A 17,565-nucleotide genomic window follows, 5' to 3' on the forward strand; every position below is an offset into this window, starting at 1 on the left:
ACCCAAAAGGGGGGGGCCCCCCGCCAAAAAAAACTGGGTTGTGTGTTGTGTTGGTGGGAATACGTCCGAATTCCCACCACCACAGCTCCCTCACCCATCTGGGCCGAGGGATTCGGCGTCGCGCGCTACCGGATGTCGGATGGTCCAGGTGAGATCTGACGACCGCAGGTGCCGTCGACGTATCGGATGTCTCGGCCGGAGCTCGCCATCGCGCGTGCTGTCGCGGGGGTGGGTGGGGTGGGATTTAGGGTGGCAGGCATGACCGTGCTGCGTTCGATCGTGCTGTTTGGGCTGGCGGCCGTCGCCGAAATCGGTGGGGCGTGGCTGATCTGGCAGGGGGTTCGGGAGCATCGGGGGTGGGGGTGGATGGGCGCGGGGGTGGTTGCGCTCGGGGTCTATGGGTTTGTGGCGACTTTGCAGCCTGATGCCAACTTCGGCAGGATCCTCGCGGCGTATGGCGGGGTGTTCGTGGCGGGGTCGCTGGCGTGGGGCATGGCCATGGATGGGTTCCGGCCGGATCGGTGGGATGTGATCGGCGCGGTGGTCTGTTTGGTGGGTGTCACGTTGATCATGTACATGCCAAGATCCACGTGAAACCACCTGTGACCTCGGTGCATTCATGCATTGCGCGCACAATTGCAGTGTGCGCAGCGAAGTTTGAGAGCTTGCGGCGCGGCGGGCCGGTTTGCAGTGCGCGAAGCGTTCAGGCTTTCGCCCCGATCAGAGCGTAGACAATGCCGCGGGCGGTGGCGATCGCGCCCGGATCGCCCATGCGCACCGCGGTGTTCGCCGCCCCCACGATCGCATCCAGCTGGAATGCGAGGGTGTGCGGATCCTGCCCGGTGAGGAAGCCTTGCTCCTGCGCGCGGCCGATTTCCTTCTCCAGCACCGCGAACCAATCTGCGCGGTCCGCGGCCAGTGCGTCGCGGACCGGGCCGGGGCGGGAGTCGAATTCCACTACCCCCGCGACCCGGAAACAGCCGCCGGGAAACACCGGTTCGCCGATGTAGTCGAACCAGTGGTCGATGAAGGCGCGCAGTCGCGGCATGCCGCGGGCCTCGGTGAAGGCCGGGGTCACCACGTGCTCGATGAACACCTCGCGCGCGGACTGCACCGCGGCCAATTGCAGATTTTCCTTGGTGCCGAACAGTGTCGCGACACCGCTCTTGCTCACCCCGAGATCGCCCGCGAGCCGCCCGAGACTCAGTCCGGTCAGCCCCTCCGCGGACGCCACATCGGCCGCGTGCCGCGCGATCGCCGCCCGGGCTCGCGCACCCTTGAGCAATCTTTGATCGGAAATCTCCTGCTCAGCACTCTCCATGGGTTCAGCCACCTCTCCATCCTCGCACCTACCTGTTGCGAAAACACACGATCGGTCGTACTTTTCAACAATACGCACGATCGTTCGTACAGTTTAGGTTCCGCTCGAATCCCTCGCTCGAAAGCTCAACCGATGACCAATGCGTCAGCCCGGCACAACGCCGCGCACCCCCAAACCTCCCCTCCTCGGATTCCCCCCGACCCCACCTCCTCCCCCGATCACGTCGCACCACCCACCGCGGACGCGCACGAAGCGACCTCCGACTCCCCCAAACCGGCCTCCCCCAAACCGGCCTCCCCCGGACCGACTTCACTCGCAGCGGCCTCCCCCGGACCAGCTTCACTCGCAACGGACTCCCCCGGACCAGCTTCGCCCACAATCGCCTCCCGCGGACCGGCCTCGCCCACAATCGCCTCCTCCGAATCGGACTCGCCCGCAGCGGAATCGGCGGCAACGGAGTCGGCGACGACTGCGGCCGCACGCGCTGCCCGGCGCGCACTGCTCGTTGCCTGTGGCGCGGCCTTTGTGGCATTTCTTGATCTCTCGGTCGTGAATATCGCGTTCCCGGCCATCACACGTGACTTTCCTTCGACCGCGCCGACCACCCTCACCTGGGTGGTCAGCGGATATGCGGTGGCGTTCGCGGCATTGCTCACGCCCGCTGGGCGATTGGCTGATGCGCTCGGGCGGGGGCGGGTGTTCCTGTTCGCGCTGGGCGGATTCGCGCTGACTTCGCTGCTGTGTGCGGTTGCGCCCGGGGCCGATTGGTTGATCGTCGGGCGGTTTTTGCAAGGTGCGACCGCGGCATTCCTGATTCCCGCCGGGCTCGGGGTCGTGCTGGGGGTGACCGCGCCGGAGAAGATCGGCGTTGCCATGGCGGCGTGGACAGCTGCGGGCGGGTTCGCCGCGACCGTGGGGCCCGCGGTGGGTGGTGCGCTGGTCGACTGGTTCGGGTGGCGTTCGGTTTTCGTGATCAATCTGCCGATCGCGGCGGTGCTCATCGCGCTCGGGTTCCGGCTGGCGGCCAATGAGGCACGGCAGCGGGACGGGTTGCCCGATCTGTTCGGTACGGCCGCAACGGGACTCGGGATCGGTGCGGTGGTCGCGGCGGTCACGCAGGGGCAGCAGTGGGGCTGGGGGGAATGGCGCACGCTGGTCTGCGGGATCGGCGGGCTGGCACTGCTGGCCGTGGCGCTATGGCGGTCGCGCAGCCATCCGCGCCCGGCGATCGCGGTCGGGCTGTGGCGCAGTCACCGGTACGCGCTGGTGAACGCGACCGCATTCGTATTCGGCGCGAGCATGTTCGCGTGGCTGCTGGCCGGGCCGCTGTGGCTGGATTCGGTATGGCACTACTCGGTGCTGGAGTCGGCGGGGGCCATGACCGTGGGGGCGATCGCGTCCATGATGACGGCGGTGCCCGCGGGGCGCGCGCCGGAATCCTGGCAGCGCTGGCTGGGCGTGCTGGGTGCGCTCATGTTCGCGGCGTCCACCTTCTATATGAGCACCGATGCCTGGAGCACCACGCCCGAACTCTGGAAGGCGTGGATTCCCGCCGGGATCCTGGGCGGCGGCGGGATCGGAATGGTGATCACCGTGCTCGGCACCGCCGCCGCGCGTTCACTGCCGCCGCAGCGGTTCGCCGCCGGTGTCGGCATGAACCTGACCGCCCGGCAGTCCGGCGGCGCGCTCGGGGTGGCCGTGCTGGCGGCCGTCTTCGCCGCGCATCCGCGTGACGGGCTCGCCGCCTTCCATTCGCTGTTCGCCATCTGCGCCGTCATCGCGGTCGCCGCCGCTGTCATCGCGGCCGTGCCCGCTCGTTCCGAGGAGGTCAACGTATGAGCCACACCGATATTCACGTCGAAGCCGACAACCCCTGGATACTGTCCGATACAGCTGGGACCGCACTCCTGCACGACGTGCCATGGCGGCGCTTCGCCGTCATCGGCGACTCCACCGCCGCGGGCACCGGCGATCCCGTCCCCGGCTACGAGACGCTGCCGTGGGCGGACCGCATCGCGCGCTGGCTCTCGACGGCGCATCCGGACACCAGCTACCTCAATACCGGCCGCGTGGGCGCACTCATTGCCGAGGTGCGCACCGAGCAGCTGCCCGCCCTCGACGACTTCCGCCCGGACCTGGTGTACGTCACCTGCGGCGGCAACGATCTCTTCCGGCGCGGCGCTGATCTCGCCACCGTGGAGGCCGAGCTGGACGAATTGTGCTCCGCCGCCACGGAAACCGGGGCGCGCCTGGCCTTGTTCACCATGGCCGACGCCTTCACCGGGAAGATGACGCCATTGCAGCCGCTGTTCGCGCAGTTCGCCGACAGCGTGCGCCGGATCGCGACCCGCCACGACGCCATCCTCACCGAGTTCTGGAATCACCCGGCGCGGCTGCGCCCGGACTGGTTGAGCGCGGACCTCATTCACCTGAGCATGGCGGGCCACGCCGTGGTCGCCGCCGAGATCGCGAGATCGTTCGCCCAAACCGCGAACGCCGATCAATCCAGCCGCTTGGTGCACTGACCCGGGTTGGCCGGTGCACTGCACCCCATGAAGGTGCAGTGCACTCTCCGAAAGTGCGCCGCGCCCTGCGCGGGTGCATCGCACCCTATTGATACGACGCCCTATCAAGACGACACGGTCACCGCACGAACTCGTGCGGTGACCGTGTCGTTGGTGTGAGCACTGCGCTACATGCCTCGACGCATGCTGTGCAGCAGAGGTTTTCGATGCTGTCTATTTCCAGAGTGCGGCGACGAGCACGTTCGCGATGGCGAGCCCACCCGCGGCGTGCGTCATCCACGGCACCGCCTTGCCGCGCTTGGCATCGGCGCGCCCCATTTCGGCGAAGGCCGCCACCGCCACGGAGATCACGAGTTTGGTGATGATCTTCGGCATATTCGGGTCCTTGCCGAGCGAGTCGATCGACTCGGCCATGCCCACCAGGATGACGCCGGTAATGATCTGTGCGCGGGCGCCCCACACCATCAGCTCCGAGACCCGCGGCTGGGAGGCGGCGTACCCGCCGACCACCGCCGCCATACCGAGCAGATGGGTCACGACCACAAGGTTGTAGACGAAGGTCATGAACGCACAGCGTAGTTGATCAACTCGCGATTACGACAGCCGGTAGTACCAATATGGGCCGCTGTTTCGGCCGTGTCCCGGCGTTTCGGGCATCGACTCACCGAGGGTTTCACAGCACCGTCACACGGGTAGTCCACATCAAGCGGCTCTCCATGTCCCCTGTGTGGTGGGCCTTCCCTGCATGGGCAGTGTTGATGGCTAGGAGAACTCAGGTGGCGGTTGTACTCGTGCTGCGAGCACGCGGACTGGGTGATCTGCTCACCGCGGTCCCCGCGTTGCGCGCACTGCGCCGAGCCCGGCCCGACGACCACATCGCGCTCGCCGCGCCCCATCGCTTGAAACCCATTGTGGATCTGATCGCCTCGGTCGACGAGATGGTGCCCATTATCGCCCCGATCGGCATGCGCTGGGACGGCGCGGCTCCGGCGCTCGCGGTCAATCTGGACGGCGCGAGCGCGGACAGCATCGTGCAACTGACCAAGGCCCGGCCGGAACGCATTCTCACCTACCGCAATCCGGCCTTCCCGGACCTGGAGGGACCGGACTGGCAGGCCGATATGCACGATGTGGACCGCTGGTGTCATCTGCTCGAATCCGATGGCATGACCGCCGACCGCCGCAATCTCGGTCTGGTGCCACCGGTTTCGACAACGAGTCATCGCGACTGCGTGGTGGTGCACATCGGCGCGGGCGCTCAGGCCCGGCGCTGGCCGCCGGACCGGTTCGCCGCGGTGGTCCGTCATCTCCTGGTGCAGGGGCGCGAGGTCGTGCTGACCGGCGATGAGACCGAACGCGAAATAGCGCTCGGCGTCGCCGCCCGTGCGGGACTCTCACCGGCGCGAGTCCTGGCGGGTCAGCAGAATCTCATCGAACTCGCCGCCACCGTCGCCGAGGCGGATCTGGTGGTGTGCGGCGATACCGGAGTAGCGCATCTGGCAACGGCTTTCGGCACCCGGACGGTGCTGCTGTTCGGTCCGACCCCGCCCAGCCGCAGCGGGCCTCCGCCGCACCTACTCGGCCGGCATGCCGTGTTGTGGGCCGGGCAGACCGGTGATCCGGATGCGGGGATGACCGATTCGGGGCTGCTGAAGATCGGGGTTCCGGAAGTTCTCAATGCGGTCGACAAGCAGCTGCGCAAGCGGCCGTGGCCGGGAACCGGATTGGATCGTCGCGCCCAGCAGGCTTACCGCCGGGTCGGCTGACGCTTCCGCTTTACTCCGGGCTTCTCCTTATATCTTTTGCAAGATCGACTCATAGGTCGGCGAGATCGGCGCGGGCGCTGGAGATGGCCGCGGAGTAGGCGGCGATGGCGCTGGGCCAGAACTGCTCGAGGTAGTCGCGGGCGTCGGCCAGGCCGCGGGGATCCAGGGAGTACAGGCGACGGTTTCCCTCGGGCTGGACCATCACCAGGCGGGCCTCGCGCAAGACCCGCAGATGCTGGGAGACGGCCGAGCTGGTCACACCGACGGTTGCGGCGAGTTCGCTGACCGAGCGGGGTCCTTGCGGGAGCGCTTCGAAGACGGCCCGCCGAGTGGGGTCGGCGAGTGCGCTCAAGACCTTAACTCCGTTAGTGGGCACTTAAGTAGTGTGCCCGAGGCGTAACAATGGGGTCAATACACCGGCAACCCACGTTCGCCAATGTCATTCAAGAATTACCCCTGTGTCGTTATCCAGTCGTGACACATCAACTGGCGTTTTGTACCGCTGTGACGGTCACAACAGGGTTTCGGAACGCGCCATGGCCTCCCGTACGTTCGATGCATGCCCGTAACCGTTCCGTTATCTCGCAGCCTCAAGGCCGGCAAGTATCGAACGGCCGCAACTCGTGCCGTGGCCGTTACCGCCGTTGTCAGCGCCTCCCTGGGCGTACTCGCAGCAGCCGACCAGAATGCCTCGGGCGAAGCCGTCGGTCAGCTCACCGCAGCCGCTGAGACCCATGTGGCCGCACCCGTTGCCTTCACTCCGATCGAAGCCCAGATCCCGCAGACCGTCCCACCCCAGGTGGTCGACTTCCTGCGCAATCTCGGCATCGAGCAGGCCCGCCCCAAGACCGTGCGCCCCGTCGCCGGTCCCCTGACTTCCGGCTTCGGCGTCCGCTGGGGCGCCATGCACGCCGGCATCGACTTCGGCGAGGGCCTCGGCACCCCGATCAAGGCCGTCACCGACGGCACCGTGATCGAGGCCGGTCCCGCCTCCGGCTTCGGCCTCTGGGTCCGCATTCAGCAGGACGACGGCACCATCGGCGTCTACGGCCACATGCAGGACATCCTGGTCCAGCCCGGCCAGCAGGTCCGCGCGGGCGACGATATCGCCACTGTCGGCAGCCGCGGCTACTCCACCGGCCCCCACCTGCACTACGAGGTCCACACCCAGGGCGGCCCCGTCGACCCCATCCCGTGGCTCGCGAACCGCGGCATGGATGTGGGCATGCCGGTCGATTGATTCGACCCCTCCGCGGCAGTTACAGGAATCGATGAGGGATTCCCGAAACAGCAGCAAACACATGATCAGAGCCCTGCACCTACTCGGTGCAGGGCTCTGATTTTCTCTACGGAGAGCAATACGACAACCAATGTTGTCACTCATTGAGGCGAAGGTCGCTCGAAATCACTCTTGCCAGATCGACAACCTATGTTGTCACCTCGCAGGAAGAGTGATCAGGCAGGCCAGCGCTTGCGAGCGGCCTGGCGACTGATGCCCAGCGCCCGGCCGATGTCACCGTAGGAGGCACCGGCAGCCAAGGCGGCACGGGCGCGTTCGTCGACGCGTACGGCGGCGGCCCGCTGTTCGGCGTCGGCCTGGGCCAGCGATTCCAGTGCCGAGCACGGCTCGGGGCGCTCGGCGGGCATACCCTCGGTGACCAGGGGGCGCAGACACGGGCCGAGCAGTTCCACAAGGCGCTCGGCGGGGGCATCGGCAACGCCGGGAATGTGCACCATGTAGCGGGCGACCAGGACGCCAAGCACCAGCGTGCCGATCAGAACCGACCGCAGCTCGGCGTCTCGACCGGCCAGAACGCGCGTCCACGGACTGGTCTCGGGGTTCACGATCGCGCAGCGCACCGCGTGCGCCGCCTCCGGATGGGTCAGCATCGACCGCAGCACCGGCATGGTCCGATCTTCCTTGCGGTCGACATCGGCCAGCGCGTGGCGCAGCAGCCGCTCGCCCAGTTCCTCCGGAGGCCCCTGCAGGGCGTCGTCGAGAGTCTCCGGAATACCCGCGATCTCGTCGAAAAGCGCCTTCTTGGTCCCGAAATGCTGCATTACCAGCGCCGGATCAACTCCGGCGTGCTGTGCGATGGCCCGAATGGTGGTCTCGACATAGCCGCGCTGGGCGAACAGTTCCCGGGCGGCATCGAGAATCTGCTGCCGGGACTGCAATCGGCGCGCGACCCTCCCGGCGGGGACAGCCGGTTCCGGTTCCTGCGGCGTGATCTGCAGTTCCTGCAATGTCATGGCGGCCTCGCTCAACAACTGTAGACGAAATGATCGGCGGTACCTATGCTGCTGAGTATACAAGCGTGGAGCAGAGGCGCAGTGGCGCGCCGCGGCTCATCCCTCTGCCAACTCCTGGCGAAATCCTTCGAACGGACAATTGCATGACCAGCCGAGAAACGCAGTCCCCGTCCGCGCTCTCCGTCGATCCACCGGACCGTGACCACCGGACCGAAACCCACGGCGAGACAACCCGTTCCAGCCGCCGCCTGGCCATCACCCTGGGCGTGATCGTGACCTGTCAGCTGATGGTCTCGGTGGACAGCAATGTCGTCAATATCGCCCTGCCCCAGATCCAATCCGGGCTGAACATGTCCGCGCAGGCCCTGGCCTGGGTGTTCAGCGCCTACTCGCTCGCCTACGGCGGACTGCTGCTGCTCGGCGGCCGGGCCAGCGATATCCTCGGCCGTCGCCGCATGTTCGTGTGGGGGCTGTCGCTGGTGGTCGCCGCCTCGATCCTGGGCGGCATCGCACCGAATCAGGGGCTGCTCATCGCCGCGCGCGCACTGCAGGGCGTCGGGTTCGCCTTCGCGGGACCCGCGGCCTTGTCACTGATCGCGGCCACCTTCGCCGAGGGCCCGCACCGCACTCGCGCGCTGAGCGTGTTCTCCATGGTCACCGGATTCGGCATCACCCTCGGGCTGATCCTGGGTGGCGTGCTCACCACCCTCAGCTGGCGGCTGGTGTTCTTCATCAATGTGCCGATCGGCATTGTGACGATCGTGCTCGCTCAGCTCTACCTCGTCGAAACCCAGAGGCATCCAGCCAAATTCGATGTATTGGGCGCGATCGTCTCGACCCTCGGCATGGTCGGGATCGTGTATGGCCTCACCCGCGCCTCCACCGCCGGATGGGGTGATTCCGTCGCCTGGGCCGCGTTCGTCGCCGGTGTGGTGCTGGTGGCGGTGTTCGTGTTCATCGAACGCCATGCCGCGCAGCCGATCATGCCGCTGCGGCTGCTGAGCAAACGAGTGCGGGCCGGGGCGTACCTGAGCTTCGTGTTGCTCATGGTGTCCATGGGCGGCACCTATATCCTGCTGTCGCTCTACGTGCAGAACGCGCTCGGCTTCAGCTCGTGGCAGGCCGGGCTGGCGTTCCTCCCCATGGCGGTCGTCCAGTTCTTCGCCGCCCGGCGGGCGGTCAAGTTGATCGCCCGTTTCGGCCGCAAACCCGTGCTGATCACCGGTGTGATCCTCATGGGGCTCGAGGCGATCTGGCTGACCACGACCACCGAGTCGAGCAATTACCTGACCGGAATCGTCGGGCCGTTCATCCTGCTCGGTGCCGGACTCAGCCTGGCCTTCGTCACCCTGAACATGACCGTGCTGGGCGGACTCGAGCCCCGCGATATGGGTGCGGCATCAGGCCTGCTGCAGGCCGCACAGCAGGTAGGACTGTCGCTGGGCGTGGCCATTCTGACCACGATCTCTCAGTCGAGTCGGCATGGCCACGCCGGGCGTGACGCCCTCTCGCACGGTCTGTCCACCGCGGTGATCGCCGCGGTGGTCGCCTGCGCGCTGGCGCTGGTGGTCAGCATTTTTGTGATCAAGACAGCGTCATCGGGGCAGGGCGGCTCCGGTCAGTCCCACGAGCCGGTGGGGGGCGAGGAGTAGCTGCACCGTTTCCGGTTCCAGGAGTCCGAGTTCGGTGGCGACGTCGGCGACCGGTTGGCCGGTTTGCAAGGCGTGCTTGGCAATTCGGGCGCTGGCGGCGTAGCCGATGTGCGGGGTCAGGGCGGTGACGATGCCTATGGAGCGGACTACGCCGGAGAGCAGGTGGTCGGTGTTGGCGGTGATGCCGCTGACGCATTTGGTGGCCAGGGTGTCCACGGCGGCGGTGAGGTGGGCCGTGGTGCGCAGGAGGCTGTAGGCCATGATCGGTTCGAAGGCATTGAGCTGGAATTGACCGGCTTCGGCGGCCATGGTGACGGTCATATCGGCGCCGATGGCCTCGAAGGCGACCTGGTTGACGATTTCGGGGATGACCGGGTTCACCTTGCCGGGCATGATCGACGAACCCGCTTGCACCGGTGGGAGATTGATCTCGTGTAGTCCGGCGATCGGGCCGGAGGACATGAGTCGCAGGTCGTTGCAGGTCTTGGACAGCTTGACCGCGACGCGCTTGAGGATGCCCGAGACCTGTACGAACGCACCGCAATCCTGGGTGGCCTCGATCAGATTCTCGGCGGGAGTGACCCGTTCGCCGGTCAGTTCGCTCAGCCGGGCGCAGGCCAGGACCGGATAGTCGGGGTGGCCGTTGATTCCGGTACCGATGGCCGTGCCGCCGAGGTTGCTCTCCCCCAGCAGCGCGATTCCTTCCACCAGCCGGGCGCAGTCCTCGCGCAGCATGACCGCGAAGGTGCCGAACTCCTGGCCGAGCGTCATGGGGACGGCGTCCTGTAGCTGGGTGCGGCCCATTTTGATGATGTCGGCGAACTCGAGCGATTTGGCGGAGAACACGTCGGCGAGGCGGCCGAGGGCGGCGACGAGCTGCCGAAGATGTGTGATGACAGCGAGTCTGACGGCGGTCGGATAGACGTCATTGGTGGATTGGCCGAGATTCACGTGATCGAGCGGATCGAGTTCGGTGTAGGTTCCGCGCTCGTGGCCGAGCAGTTCGAGGGCTCGGTTGGCGATGACCTCATTGGCGTTCATATTGGTCGAGGTGCCCGCGCCGCCCTGGATCGGGTCGATAGGGAACTGATCATGCAACGCACCACCCCGGATCGCGGTGCACGCGGCCTCGATCGCGTCGGCTCGGCGCGCGTCGAGCAGGCCGAGTTCCCGATTGGCCTGGCACGCCGCCTGTTTGACGGCGGCCAGGGCCACGATCAGCGCGGGGTATCGCCCGATGTTGTCGCCTGAGATCACGAAGTTGCTCAGTGCGCGGGCGGTGTGGATGCCCCAGTAGGCGTCACCGGGCACGGGCAGGGTGCCGAGGGAATCGTGTTCTGTGCGAGGGTCTTCGGACATCATCGGCTCCAGGAGGTGGAAGGGGAATTCGAGAGTTCGCCGAGCAGATTGGTCGCCATCCACCGGCACATCTCGGTGTGGGAGAGACCGAGTCCGTCGAGGTAGGCGAGTTTGGCCAGGGCTGCCTCGCGGGTCATATCGCCGCCGCCGATGGCGCCCGCGTCGAGCAGGGCTCGGCCGGGCTGGTAGAGGCCGAGATCGACCGCGCCGCCGTCGCATTGGGTGATCACGACGACCGGCGTTCCGCGCCCGGTCGCCCGGCGGACGGCCTCGATCGTCGTGGAGCCGAACATCGGCATGGTTCCGGCGCCGTAGCATTCGAGCACGACCCCGCCGTGGTAGATGCGGAGCGCCGCATCGAGTAGGTCCGAATCCATTCCGGGGAAAACGGTGAAAAGTCCCACCGGGGAGGCTGTTCCATTACCTCGGGCGGCGGGCAGGGCGGGCGGTGTCGGCGGCGGAGTGAAGTCGCCGAGCGTGCTGAACCCGTCGGGGTCCTCACAGTGGCGTTTGCTGGCTCGCACCGCCGGGTGCAGGGACGCACCGAACGCCAGGAAGGTTCCCGGACCCGGCTGGGCGGCAATCGAATTCAATGCCAGGTGCAGATTGCCGCGTGCGTCGCTGCCCGGATCGCCCAGCGGCACTTGTGCTCCGGTCAGCACGATGGGCATCGGAACATCCCGCAATTCGAAGGCCATGCGCGCGCCGACGTAGGCCATGGTGTCGGTCCCGTGCACGACGATCACTCCGTCCGGCGGCGTCGTGCCCAGGCCGGATCGCACGTGGGCGGCGATCCGGCGGGCGGTGTCGGGATCGGCGTTGGCGCTGTCGATCACCTGATCGAATTCGGCGTACCGGAAGTCGGCCGCGATTCCGGTCTCGCGCACGAATTCGTCCAGGAGCGCCTCGATTTCGGTGCCGATGCCGGTGCGCGGGCCCAGCCCATCGCCCCGATCGACCATGCCGAAGGTGCCACCGGTGTACAGCACGTCGACGCGCAGAGTCGAAACCTGTTGCGCGGCAGGTACCGTCGTCGGGAGGCTCATCGGCTTTCCGCCGAATCGCCGGATTCCGCCCGATCCGTGGCCGTGAACATGTCCGTGTGGAGTCGCCCGCGCACCCGGAACCAGCCCGCCACCATGGCCGCGATCACACCCAGGAACGCTACGAGCGTGATCCGTCCGACCTCGTCGTCGAAGAACATGAGCGCCACCACCGCGACCAGGAATCCGAGGGTGAGCACATTCAGCACCGGCGCGTAGGGCAGCCGGAACTCGGGGCGCTCGTACTCGCCGCGTCGGGCCTTGCGCACGAATACCCAGTGGCAGATCATGATCGAAGCCCAGGTGCCGACAATGCCGAGCCCGGCCAGATTCAGCACGATCTCGAATGCCTTGTGCGGCACCAGCAGATTCAGCACCACACCGGCGATGCCGACCGAACTGGTGATCAGAATGCCGCCGTACGGGACGCCGTGGCGATTCATCCGAGTGGCGAAACGCGGTGCGGCACCGGCGACCGCCATGGAGCGCAGGGTGCGGCCGGTCGCGTAGAGGCCCGCGTTCAGGCTCGACATGGCGGCGGTGAGCACCACCAGGTTCATGACGTCTCCGGCGTGCGCGACGCCGATCCGGCTCATGACGGTGACGAACGGGCTTTCGGCCGAGGAGTACGCGGTCCAGGGCAGCAGCAGGGTGAACAGCACGACCGAGCCCGCGTAGAACAGCACGATCCGCCACATGATGGAGTTGACGGCCTTGGGCACCACGGCTCGCGGGTTGTCGGATTCTCCGGCGGCGACGCCGATCATCTCGGTGCCGCCGAAGGCGAACACCACGCCCAGCGCGATGGTCAGCATGGGGGCGAGGCCGCGCGGGAACAGGCCGCCATTGTCGGTAATGGTCGACAGGCCCGGCACATTGCCGTCGATGGAGGTCCCGGTGACGATGAACGCCACGGCCACCAGCATGAACACCACAATGGTGCCGATCTTGATCAGCGCGAACCAGAACTCCATTTCGCCGAAGAGCCGGACCGACACGATATTCAGCCCGACCACGATCGTCAGCGCGATCAAGGCGAGCACCCACTGGGGTACGGGCACGAAGAACGACCAGTAGTGCACGTACAGCGCGACGGCGGTGATGTCGGCGACCAGGGTCGTCGACCAGTTCAGGAAGTAGAGCCAGCCCACCGAGTACGCGCCGCGCTCGCCGAGGAATTCGCGGGCGTAGGAGACGAAGGCCCCGGACGAGGGCCGGTACATGACCAGCTCGCCCAGTGCCCGCACCACCATGAAGGTGAAGATGCCGCACACGATGTAGACGATGGCCAGCGATGGTCCGGCCAGTGCCATGCGGCCGCTCGCGCCGAGGAACAGGCCGGTGCCGATGGATCCGCCGAGGGCGATCATCTGCATATGGCGTTTGCTCAGCCGCTTCTGGTAGCCGAGGTCGCCGATATCGATCGGGGGCGACGACTGAGTGGCTGCCGCGAGCGGCGGTTGATCGTGCTGCATGGAGACCTTCCTCGGGCCGAGCTCAGCCCCGCGAGCGGCGATTCACACACTCGGCAGTAAGGCTGTCAGGCTGTAAGACAGGCTTAAGGTAATCGGCGTCACACCCACTGTCAACGCCGCCCTCGCTCACGCACCGAAACACCCGGCCCGAGCGTTTTGCGTGGGATAAGGCGAGTCACCATACTGATCGCGTGACGGTCGAAGAGGGACAAGTGCAGCGCATCGGCGCTACGGAAGCGGTCTTTCGACGACTCAAGAGCCTCATCCACAGCGGGGAGTACGCGGTCGGCGACCGTCTTCCCGGAGAGATCGCCCTGGCCAAGGAGTTCGGCGTGAGCCGCCCCGTGGTGCGCGAGGCATTACACGCCTGCGCCATCCTCGGACTCACCGAAACACGAACCGGCCGTGGCACTTTCGTCGTCTCCAATAAAGAGGGAAACCAGCTGACGTTCGCGGGCGTCGACGCCCGCGACCTCATCGAGGCGCGCCGTCTGGTCGAGATTCCCGCCGCCGGATTCGCCGCCGAACGCCGCACCCCCGACCAGCTGCGACACCTGTTCTCCATCCTCGACAAGCTGGCCGCCGCCACCGACGCCCACGAATGGGTCCGCTACGACGGCGAACTCCACACGGCCATCGCCGCGGCCACCGGAAACACCATGCTCACCTCGATGGTCGCCGACACCCGCCGCGCCCTGGACGTACAGTCGGAGTTCCTCAACCTGACCCAGGACCGCCGCGCCGACTCCGACCGAGAACACGAGGCGATCGTGCGCGCCATCGAAGCCCAAACCCCGGACGGCGCACGGCTCGCCATGACCGATCACCTGGAACGAGTGGCCGAGACCATCGCCCGCATCGGCGAGTAATCAGTTCGGGCTCTTCATGGCCAGACCCTTGCCGCCGCCTGGAGGCTTCAAGCCGCGCTTCATGCCCAGGCCGCCACCGGCCGGAGCGGTCTTCGGCTCGGCCGGGGCCTCGGCGACAGCCGCCTCGGCCTTCACCGGCTCCGGCTCGGAAACCGGTTCGGGCTCTTCGACCTTCGGAGTCTGGATGACCTTGAGGTTCTCGGTCAGCTGCGCGGCATCGATGCGATCGATCGACTGCAGCATCAACTGCGACACATCCACGACCTCCACGCCTTGGCCGACCTCGCCGCCGTCCTTGCGGGCGGTGACACCATCGGTCAGCATGACGCGACAGAACGGGCAACCCGTCGCGATCATCGACGGCTCATTGCCGCCCTTGAGCGTCTCCAAGGCCTCATCGACACGGTCGACGTTGATGCGCCTGCCGAGCTGCTCTTCCATCCACATGCGCGCGCCACCGGCACCACAGCACATCGACCGCTCACCGTGACGCGGCATCTCGATCAGGGTGGAGCCCGAGGCCTCCATCAACTCACGCGGCGCGTTATAGATCTTGTTGTGGCGGCCCAGATAGCACGGGTCGTGGTAGGTGACGTTCTGCGCGACCGGGGACACCGGCACCAGGGTCTTGGCGCGCACCAGCCGGTTCAGCAACTGGGTGTGATGCACGACTTCGTAGCTGCCACCGACCTGCGGGTACTCGTTGTTCAACGCGTTGAAGCAGTGCGCACAGGTGACGACGATCTTCTTCTTGGCCTGCTCCACACCCTCGAACACGGTGTTGAGCAGTTCGATGTTCTGCATCGCCAACTGCTGGAACAAGAACTCATTACCCGCACGCCGCGCGGAATCACCGGTGCAGGTCTCTTCCTGACCCAAGACCATGAACTTCACCCCCGCGGTCGCCAGGAGCTCGGCCACGGCCTTGGTGGTCTTCTTCGCGCGGTCCTCATACGCACCGGCACAACCGACCCAGAACAGGTACTCATAGCCGTCGAAGGAGTCCGCATCGCGGCCGTAGACCGGGATCTCGAAGTCCACCTCGGAGATCCAGTTCAGGCGATCCTTGGCGTTCTGCCCCCACGGGTTGCCCTTGTTCTCCAGGTTCTTGAACAGACCCGCGAGCTCGGACGGGAACTCCGACTCGATCAACACCTGATAGCGGCGCATATCGATGATGTGATCCACATGCTCGATATCGACCGGGCACTGCTCCACACACGCACCACAAGTGGTGCACGACCACAACACCTCGGGATCGATAATGCCGCCGGAGTCGCTCCCGGCGGGTGCGACGAGTGCCCGTTCGCCTTCTGCGCGTTCGGATTCGGAGAGCTTGGCCAGCTTGCCGTCGTCACCGCTAGCGAGCAGGTAGGGCGCTTTCGCATACGTGTGGTCGCGCAGCGACATGATGAGCAGCTTGGGGGACAACGGTTTTCCGGTGTTCCACGCGGGGCATTGGCTTTGGCAGCGGCCGCATTCGGTGCAGGTGGTGAAGTCGAGCAGACCCTTCCAGGTGAAGTCCTCGACCTTGCCGACTCCGAACGTGTCCACGTCGGGGTCGGCGGACTCCAGTTGCAGCACCTTGCCGCCGGACATCATGGGCTTCAGTGCGCCGAGCGCGACGCCGCCGTCGTTCTCGCGCTTGAAGTAGATATTGAAGAAGGCCGAAATCCGGTGCCAGGCAACGCCCCAGGTCAGTTTGCGGCCGATGAGGTAGAGGAATGCCGCGCCCGCAAGCATTTTGATGAACGCGGAGATCGAGATCAGTAGCGGGCTGACCGGTAGCAGCGTGGCGATCCGCATGGTGATCGGATCGGTCCAGGCGTGCCCGCCGCCGTAGGTGGCGATCTTGCCGGACTTGACCAGGACATCACTGAAACCGTGGATGACCACGATCAATTCGATGGTGTACGCGGCTCGGAAGTTCGATCCACTGAATCGAGAGAGCCGCTCGGGTCGGCGGGGGTGGTTCACCTGGCGGATGGTGATCAGCGCCAGGATCCCGATGATCGTTGCGAGACTGAGGGTTTCCTCCATCAGGTGATAGCCGACAGTATCGCCCACGATCGGCCAGCCGAATTCAGGATCGAAGGTCTGGCCGTAGGACTCGAAGTAGAAGACCATGCCCAGCAGGAAGCCGATCATTATCAGCCAGTGCGCCCACCCGACGGTCCGGAACTTGTTCATCCGGGTGTGCGCGCCGACCTCGACGACAACATTTTTCGCACGCAGCAATACCGGGCGTAACCGTGACCGATCCGCCTGCCCCGCGCGGAAGATTCGAATCATCCGAGTCGATCCGACGGCGAGTGTCCCCCAGCAAATCAGGGTGACGATGCTGCCGATGATCCCCAATATGACCGTCGCGATGCTCACGGTGCTGACCTCCCCCGGTCCGCTGAAACGCACTGAGCAGCAACAAGGTAACGTTACCGACCAGTAACTTAGGCTCGATGTTGATCATCATTACATCGGTGCTCAATTCTGTCCAGCATGGGCGGCGCAGCGATCTTCACGAATTCCACACGGCTGCCGGGGAGTTGACGCAGACGAGCCCGGCACCTGCACGGTGCCGGGCTCTGATGTCGGTGGTGCCCCTCGGTTACGGCTGCAGTTCCGGGCTATACATGCGAATGATGCCCTTGCCGTCCTTGGTCACCTCCGCGAAGCTGACATACCGATGTCCCGCCATAACTTTCGACTTGTCGATGGTCAACGGCGGCGACGGGTAACTGCCGTCGAAGCAGGGCATGGAGCCGCTGGAGCCAATCACTTCATCGGGCAAGCCACTGGAGTAGGCGTCCTTGTCGATGATCGTGACGACCATGGTGCAGTTGGGAATCGGCGACGAGCCCGTCTTGGAGGTGAGGCTGCCGTAGGAGCGCAGCGCGCCCTCGTAGAGGTAGATGCAGGATTCGACCTCCGCCGAACCATCACTGGTGAGGTAGACCCCGGAGCAGGATTTGGCGACCTCCCATTCGGGCGGGTCCGCAAGTGCGACAGGCGCGAGCGCGAATAGTGCTGCGGCACTGGCGAAACAGCAGGACAGAACACGTGACAACGAACGCACGGGCATACCGGACCTCTCGCTTGTCGATCTCTTCGGACTGCCGATCATGATCTGGGTCACTCTAATAGTTACCCGCGCGAACCACATGCCCGTAGTAGTCGGGGCTCCGGCCGAAGAGTCTGTCCTCGCGGCCTCGCACAGGCGGCCGGTATCGATGCGTGGGCGAACCACCATATGTCGGATTTTCGAAACGCTCTGTCACGGCTGACCGCGCCATGATGGAGCGAGA

The 17,565-nt window shown here is 65.9% G+C and carries 15 protein-coding genes and 1 pseudogene; 7 read left to right on the plus strand and 9 right to left on the minus strand.

Annotation, left to right across the window (positions count from 1 at the left end):
• Positions 1 to 258: 258 nt before the first annotated feature.
• On the plus strand, positions 259 to 594 hold the full coding sequence (locus AB0N05_RS25685) for a YnfA family protein (RefSeq protein ID WP_364698411.1): 336 nt from the start codon (positions 259 to 261) through the stop codon (positions 592 to 594).
• 109 nt (positions 595 to 703) lie between these two features.
• On the opposite strand, the gene AB0N05_RS25690 is transcribed toward AB0N05_RS25685, so the two are convergent.
• Positions 704 to 1,321: a TetR/AcrR family transcriptional regulator gene (locus AB0N05_RS25690; protein WP_364699076.1), complete on the minus strand. Its 618-nt coding sequence runs from the start codon at positions 1,319 to 1,321 to the stop codon at positions 704 to 706.
• A gap of 132 nt (positions 1,322 to 1,453) precedes the next feature.
• Here AB0N05_RS25690 and AB0N05_RS25695 point away from each other — a divergent pair, with 132 nt between their 5' ends.
• Together AB0N05_RS25695 and AB0N05_RS25700 are read left to right on the plus strand one after the other, a co-directional pair.
• Positions 1,454 to 3,160, plus strand: a complete 1,707-nt coding sequence (locus tag AB0N05_RS25695; RefSeq protein WP_364698412.1) for an MFS transporter — start codon at positions 1,454 to 1,456, stop codon at positions 3,158 to 3,160.
• On the plus strand, positions 3,157 to 3,846 hold the full coding sequence (locus AB0N05_RS25700) for an SGNH/GDSL hydrolase family protein (RefSeq protein ID WP_364698413.1): 690 nt from the start codon (positions 3,157 to 3,159) through the stop codon (positions 3,844 to 3,846). Before AB0N05_RS25695 ends, AB0N05_RS25700 begins: the two co-directional genes overlap by 4 nt.
• A 213-nt stretch (positions 3,847 to 4,059) precedes the next feature.
• Here the strand turns inward: AB0N05_RS25700 and AB0N05_RS25705 are convergent, their stop codons facing one another.
• Positions 4,060 to 4,410: a hypothetical protein gene (locus AB0N05_RS25705; protein WP_364698414.1), complete on the minus strand. Its 351-nt coding sequence runs from the start codon at positions 4,408 to 4,410 to the stop codon at positions 4,060 to 4,062.
• Between the two features lie 212 nt (positions 4,411 to 4,622).
• On the opposite strand from AB0N05_RS25705, the gene AB0N05_RS25710 reads away from it, so the two are divergent.
• Complete coding sequence (locus AB0N05_RS25710; RefSeq protein ID WP_364698415.1) at positions 4,623 to 5,612, plus strand: glycosyltransferase family 9 protein; 990 nt, start codon at positions 4,623 to 4,625, stop codon at positions 5,610 to 5,612.
• Positions 5,613 to 5,661: 49 nt separating this feature from the next.
• Here AB0N05_RS25710 and AB0N05_RS25715 read toward each other — a convergent pair whose 3' ends face one another.
• The gene (locus tag AB0N05_RS25715; protein WP_364698416.1) at positions 5,662 to 5,988 is read right to left on the minus strand and encodes a metalloregulator ArsR/SmtB family transcription factor; all 327 of its coding nucleotides are present in this window, start codon (positions 5,986 to 5,988) and stop codon (positions 5,662 to 5,664) included.
• Between the two features lie 183 nt (positions 5,989 to 6,171).
• On the opposite strand from AB0N05_RS25715, the gene AB0N05_RS25720 reads away from it, so the two are divergent.
• Positions 6,172 to 6,852 carry a M23 family metallopeptidase gene (locus AB0N05_RS25720; RefSeq protein WP_364698417.1) on the plus strand — a complete coding sequence of 227 codons (681 nt, stop codon included), beginning with the start codon at positions 6,172 to 6,174 and terminating at the stop codon, positions 6,850 to 6,852.
• Between the two features lie 215 nt (positions 6,853 to 7,067).
• On the opposite strand, the gene AB0N05_RS25725 is transcribed toward AB0N05_RS25720, so the two are convergent.
• Complete coding sequence (locus AB0N05_RS25725; protein WP_364698418.1) at positions 7,068 to 7,865, minus strand: TetR family transcriptional regulator; 798 nt, start codon at positions 7,863 to 7,865, stop codon at positions 7,068 to 7,070.
• 143 nt (positions 7,866 to 8,008) lie between these two features.
• Here AB0N05_RS25725 and AB0N05_RS25730 point away from each other — a divergent pair, with 143 nt between their 5' ends.
• Positions 8,009 to 9,517, plus strand: a complete 1,509-nt coding sequence (locus AB0N05_RS25730) for an MFS transporter (protein ID WP_364698419.1) — start codon at positions 8,009 to 8,011, stop codon at positions 9,515 to 9,517.
• Here AB0N05_RS25730 and AB0N05_RS25735 read toward each other — a convergent pair.
• Genes AB0N05_RS25735 through AB0N05_RS25745 form a run of 3 tightly spaced genes read right to left on the minus strand, consistent with a single transcriptional unit; the run spans position 9,461 to position 13,394 of the window.
• Positions 9,461 to 10,879 carry an aspartate ammonia-lyase gene (locus AB0N05_RS25735; RefSeq protein WP_364698420.1) on the minus strand — a complete coding sequence of 473 codons (1,419 nt, stop codon included), beginning with the start codon at positions 10,877 to 10,879 and terminating at the stop codon, positions 9,461 to 9,463. The genes AB0N05_RS25730 and AB0N05_RS25735 overlap by 57 nt on opposite strands.
• Entirely contained in the window at positions 10,876 to 11,922 is a 1,047-nt protein-coding gene (locus tag AB0N05_RS25740) for an asparaginase (RefSeq protein ID WP_364698421.1), read from the minus strand. Before AB0N05_RS25740 ends, AB0N05_RS25735 begins: the two co-directional genes overlap by 4 nt.
• Positions 11,919 to 13,394 (minus strand): amino acid permease, encoded by a 1,476-nt coding sequence (locus AB0N05_RS25745; RefSeq protein ID WP_364698422.1) that lies wholly within the window; start codon positions 13,392 to 13,394, stop codon positions 11,919 to 11,921. Before AB0N05_RS25745 ends, AB0N05_RS25740 begins: the two co-directional genes overlap by 4 nt.
• A 191-nt stretch (positions 13,395 to 13,585) precedes the next feature.
• Here AB0N05_RS25745 and AB0N05_RS25750 point away from each other — a divergent pair, with 191 nt between their 5' ends.
• Entirely contained in the window at positions 13,586 to 14,263 is a 678-nt protein-coding gene (locus AB0N05_RS25750) for a FadR/GntR family transcriptional regulator (RefSeq protein WP_364698423.1), read from the plus strand.
• 78 nt (positions 14,264 to 14,341) lie between these two features.
• Here AB0N05_RS25750 and AB0N05_RS25755 read toward each other — a convergent pair.
• Both AB0N05_RS25755 and AB0N05_RS25760 read right to left on the minus strand, forming a co-directional pair.
• Positions 14,342 to 16,642: pseudogene (locus AB0N05_RS25755) on the minus strand ((Fe-S)-binding protein); the annotation flags it as partial.
• Positions 16,643 to 16,868: 226 nt separating this feature from the next.
• Complete coding sequence (locus AB0N05_RS25760; protein WP_364698424.1) at positions 16,869 to 17,336, minus strand: hypothetical protein; 468 nt, start codon at positions 17,334 to 17,336, stop codon at positions 16,869 to 16,871.
• Between the last annotated feature and the right edge of the window lie 229 nt (positions 17,337 to 17,565).

The sequence above is a fragment of the Nocardia sp. NPDC051030 genome (assembly GCF_040683015.1).
Taxonomy (GTDB): Bacteria; Actinomycetota; Actinomycetes; order Mycobacteriales; family Mycobacteriaceae; genus Nocardia.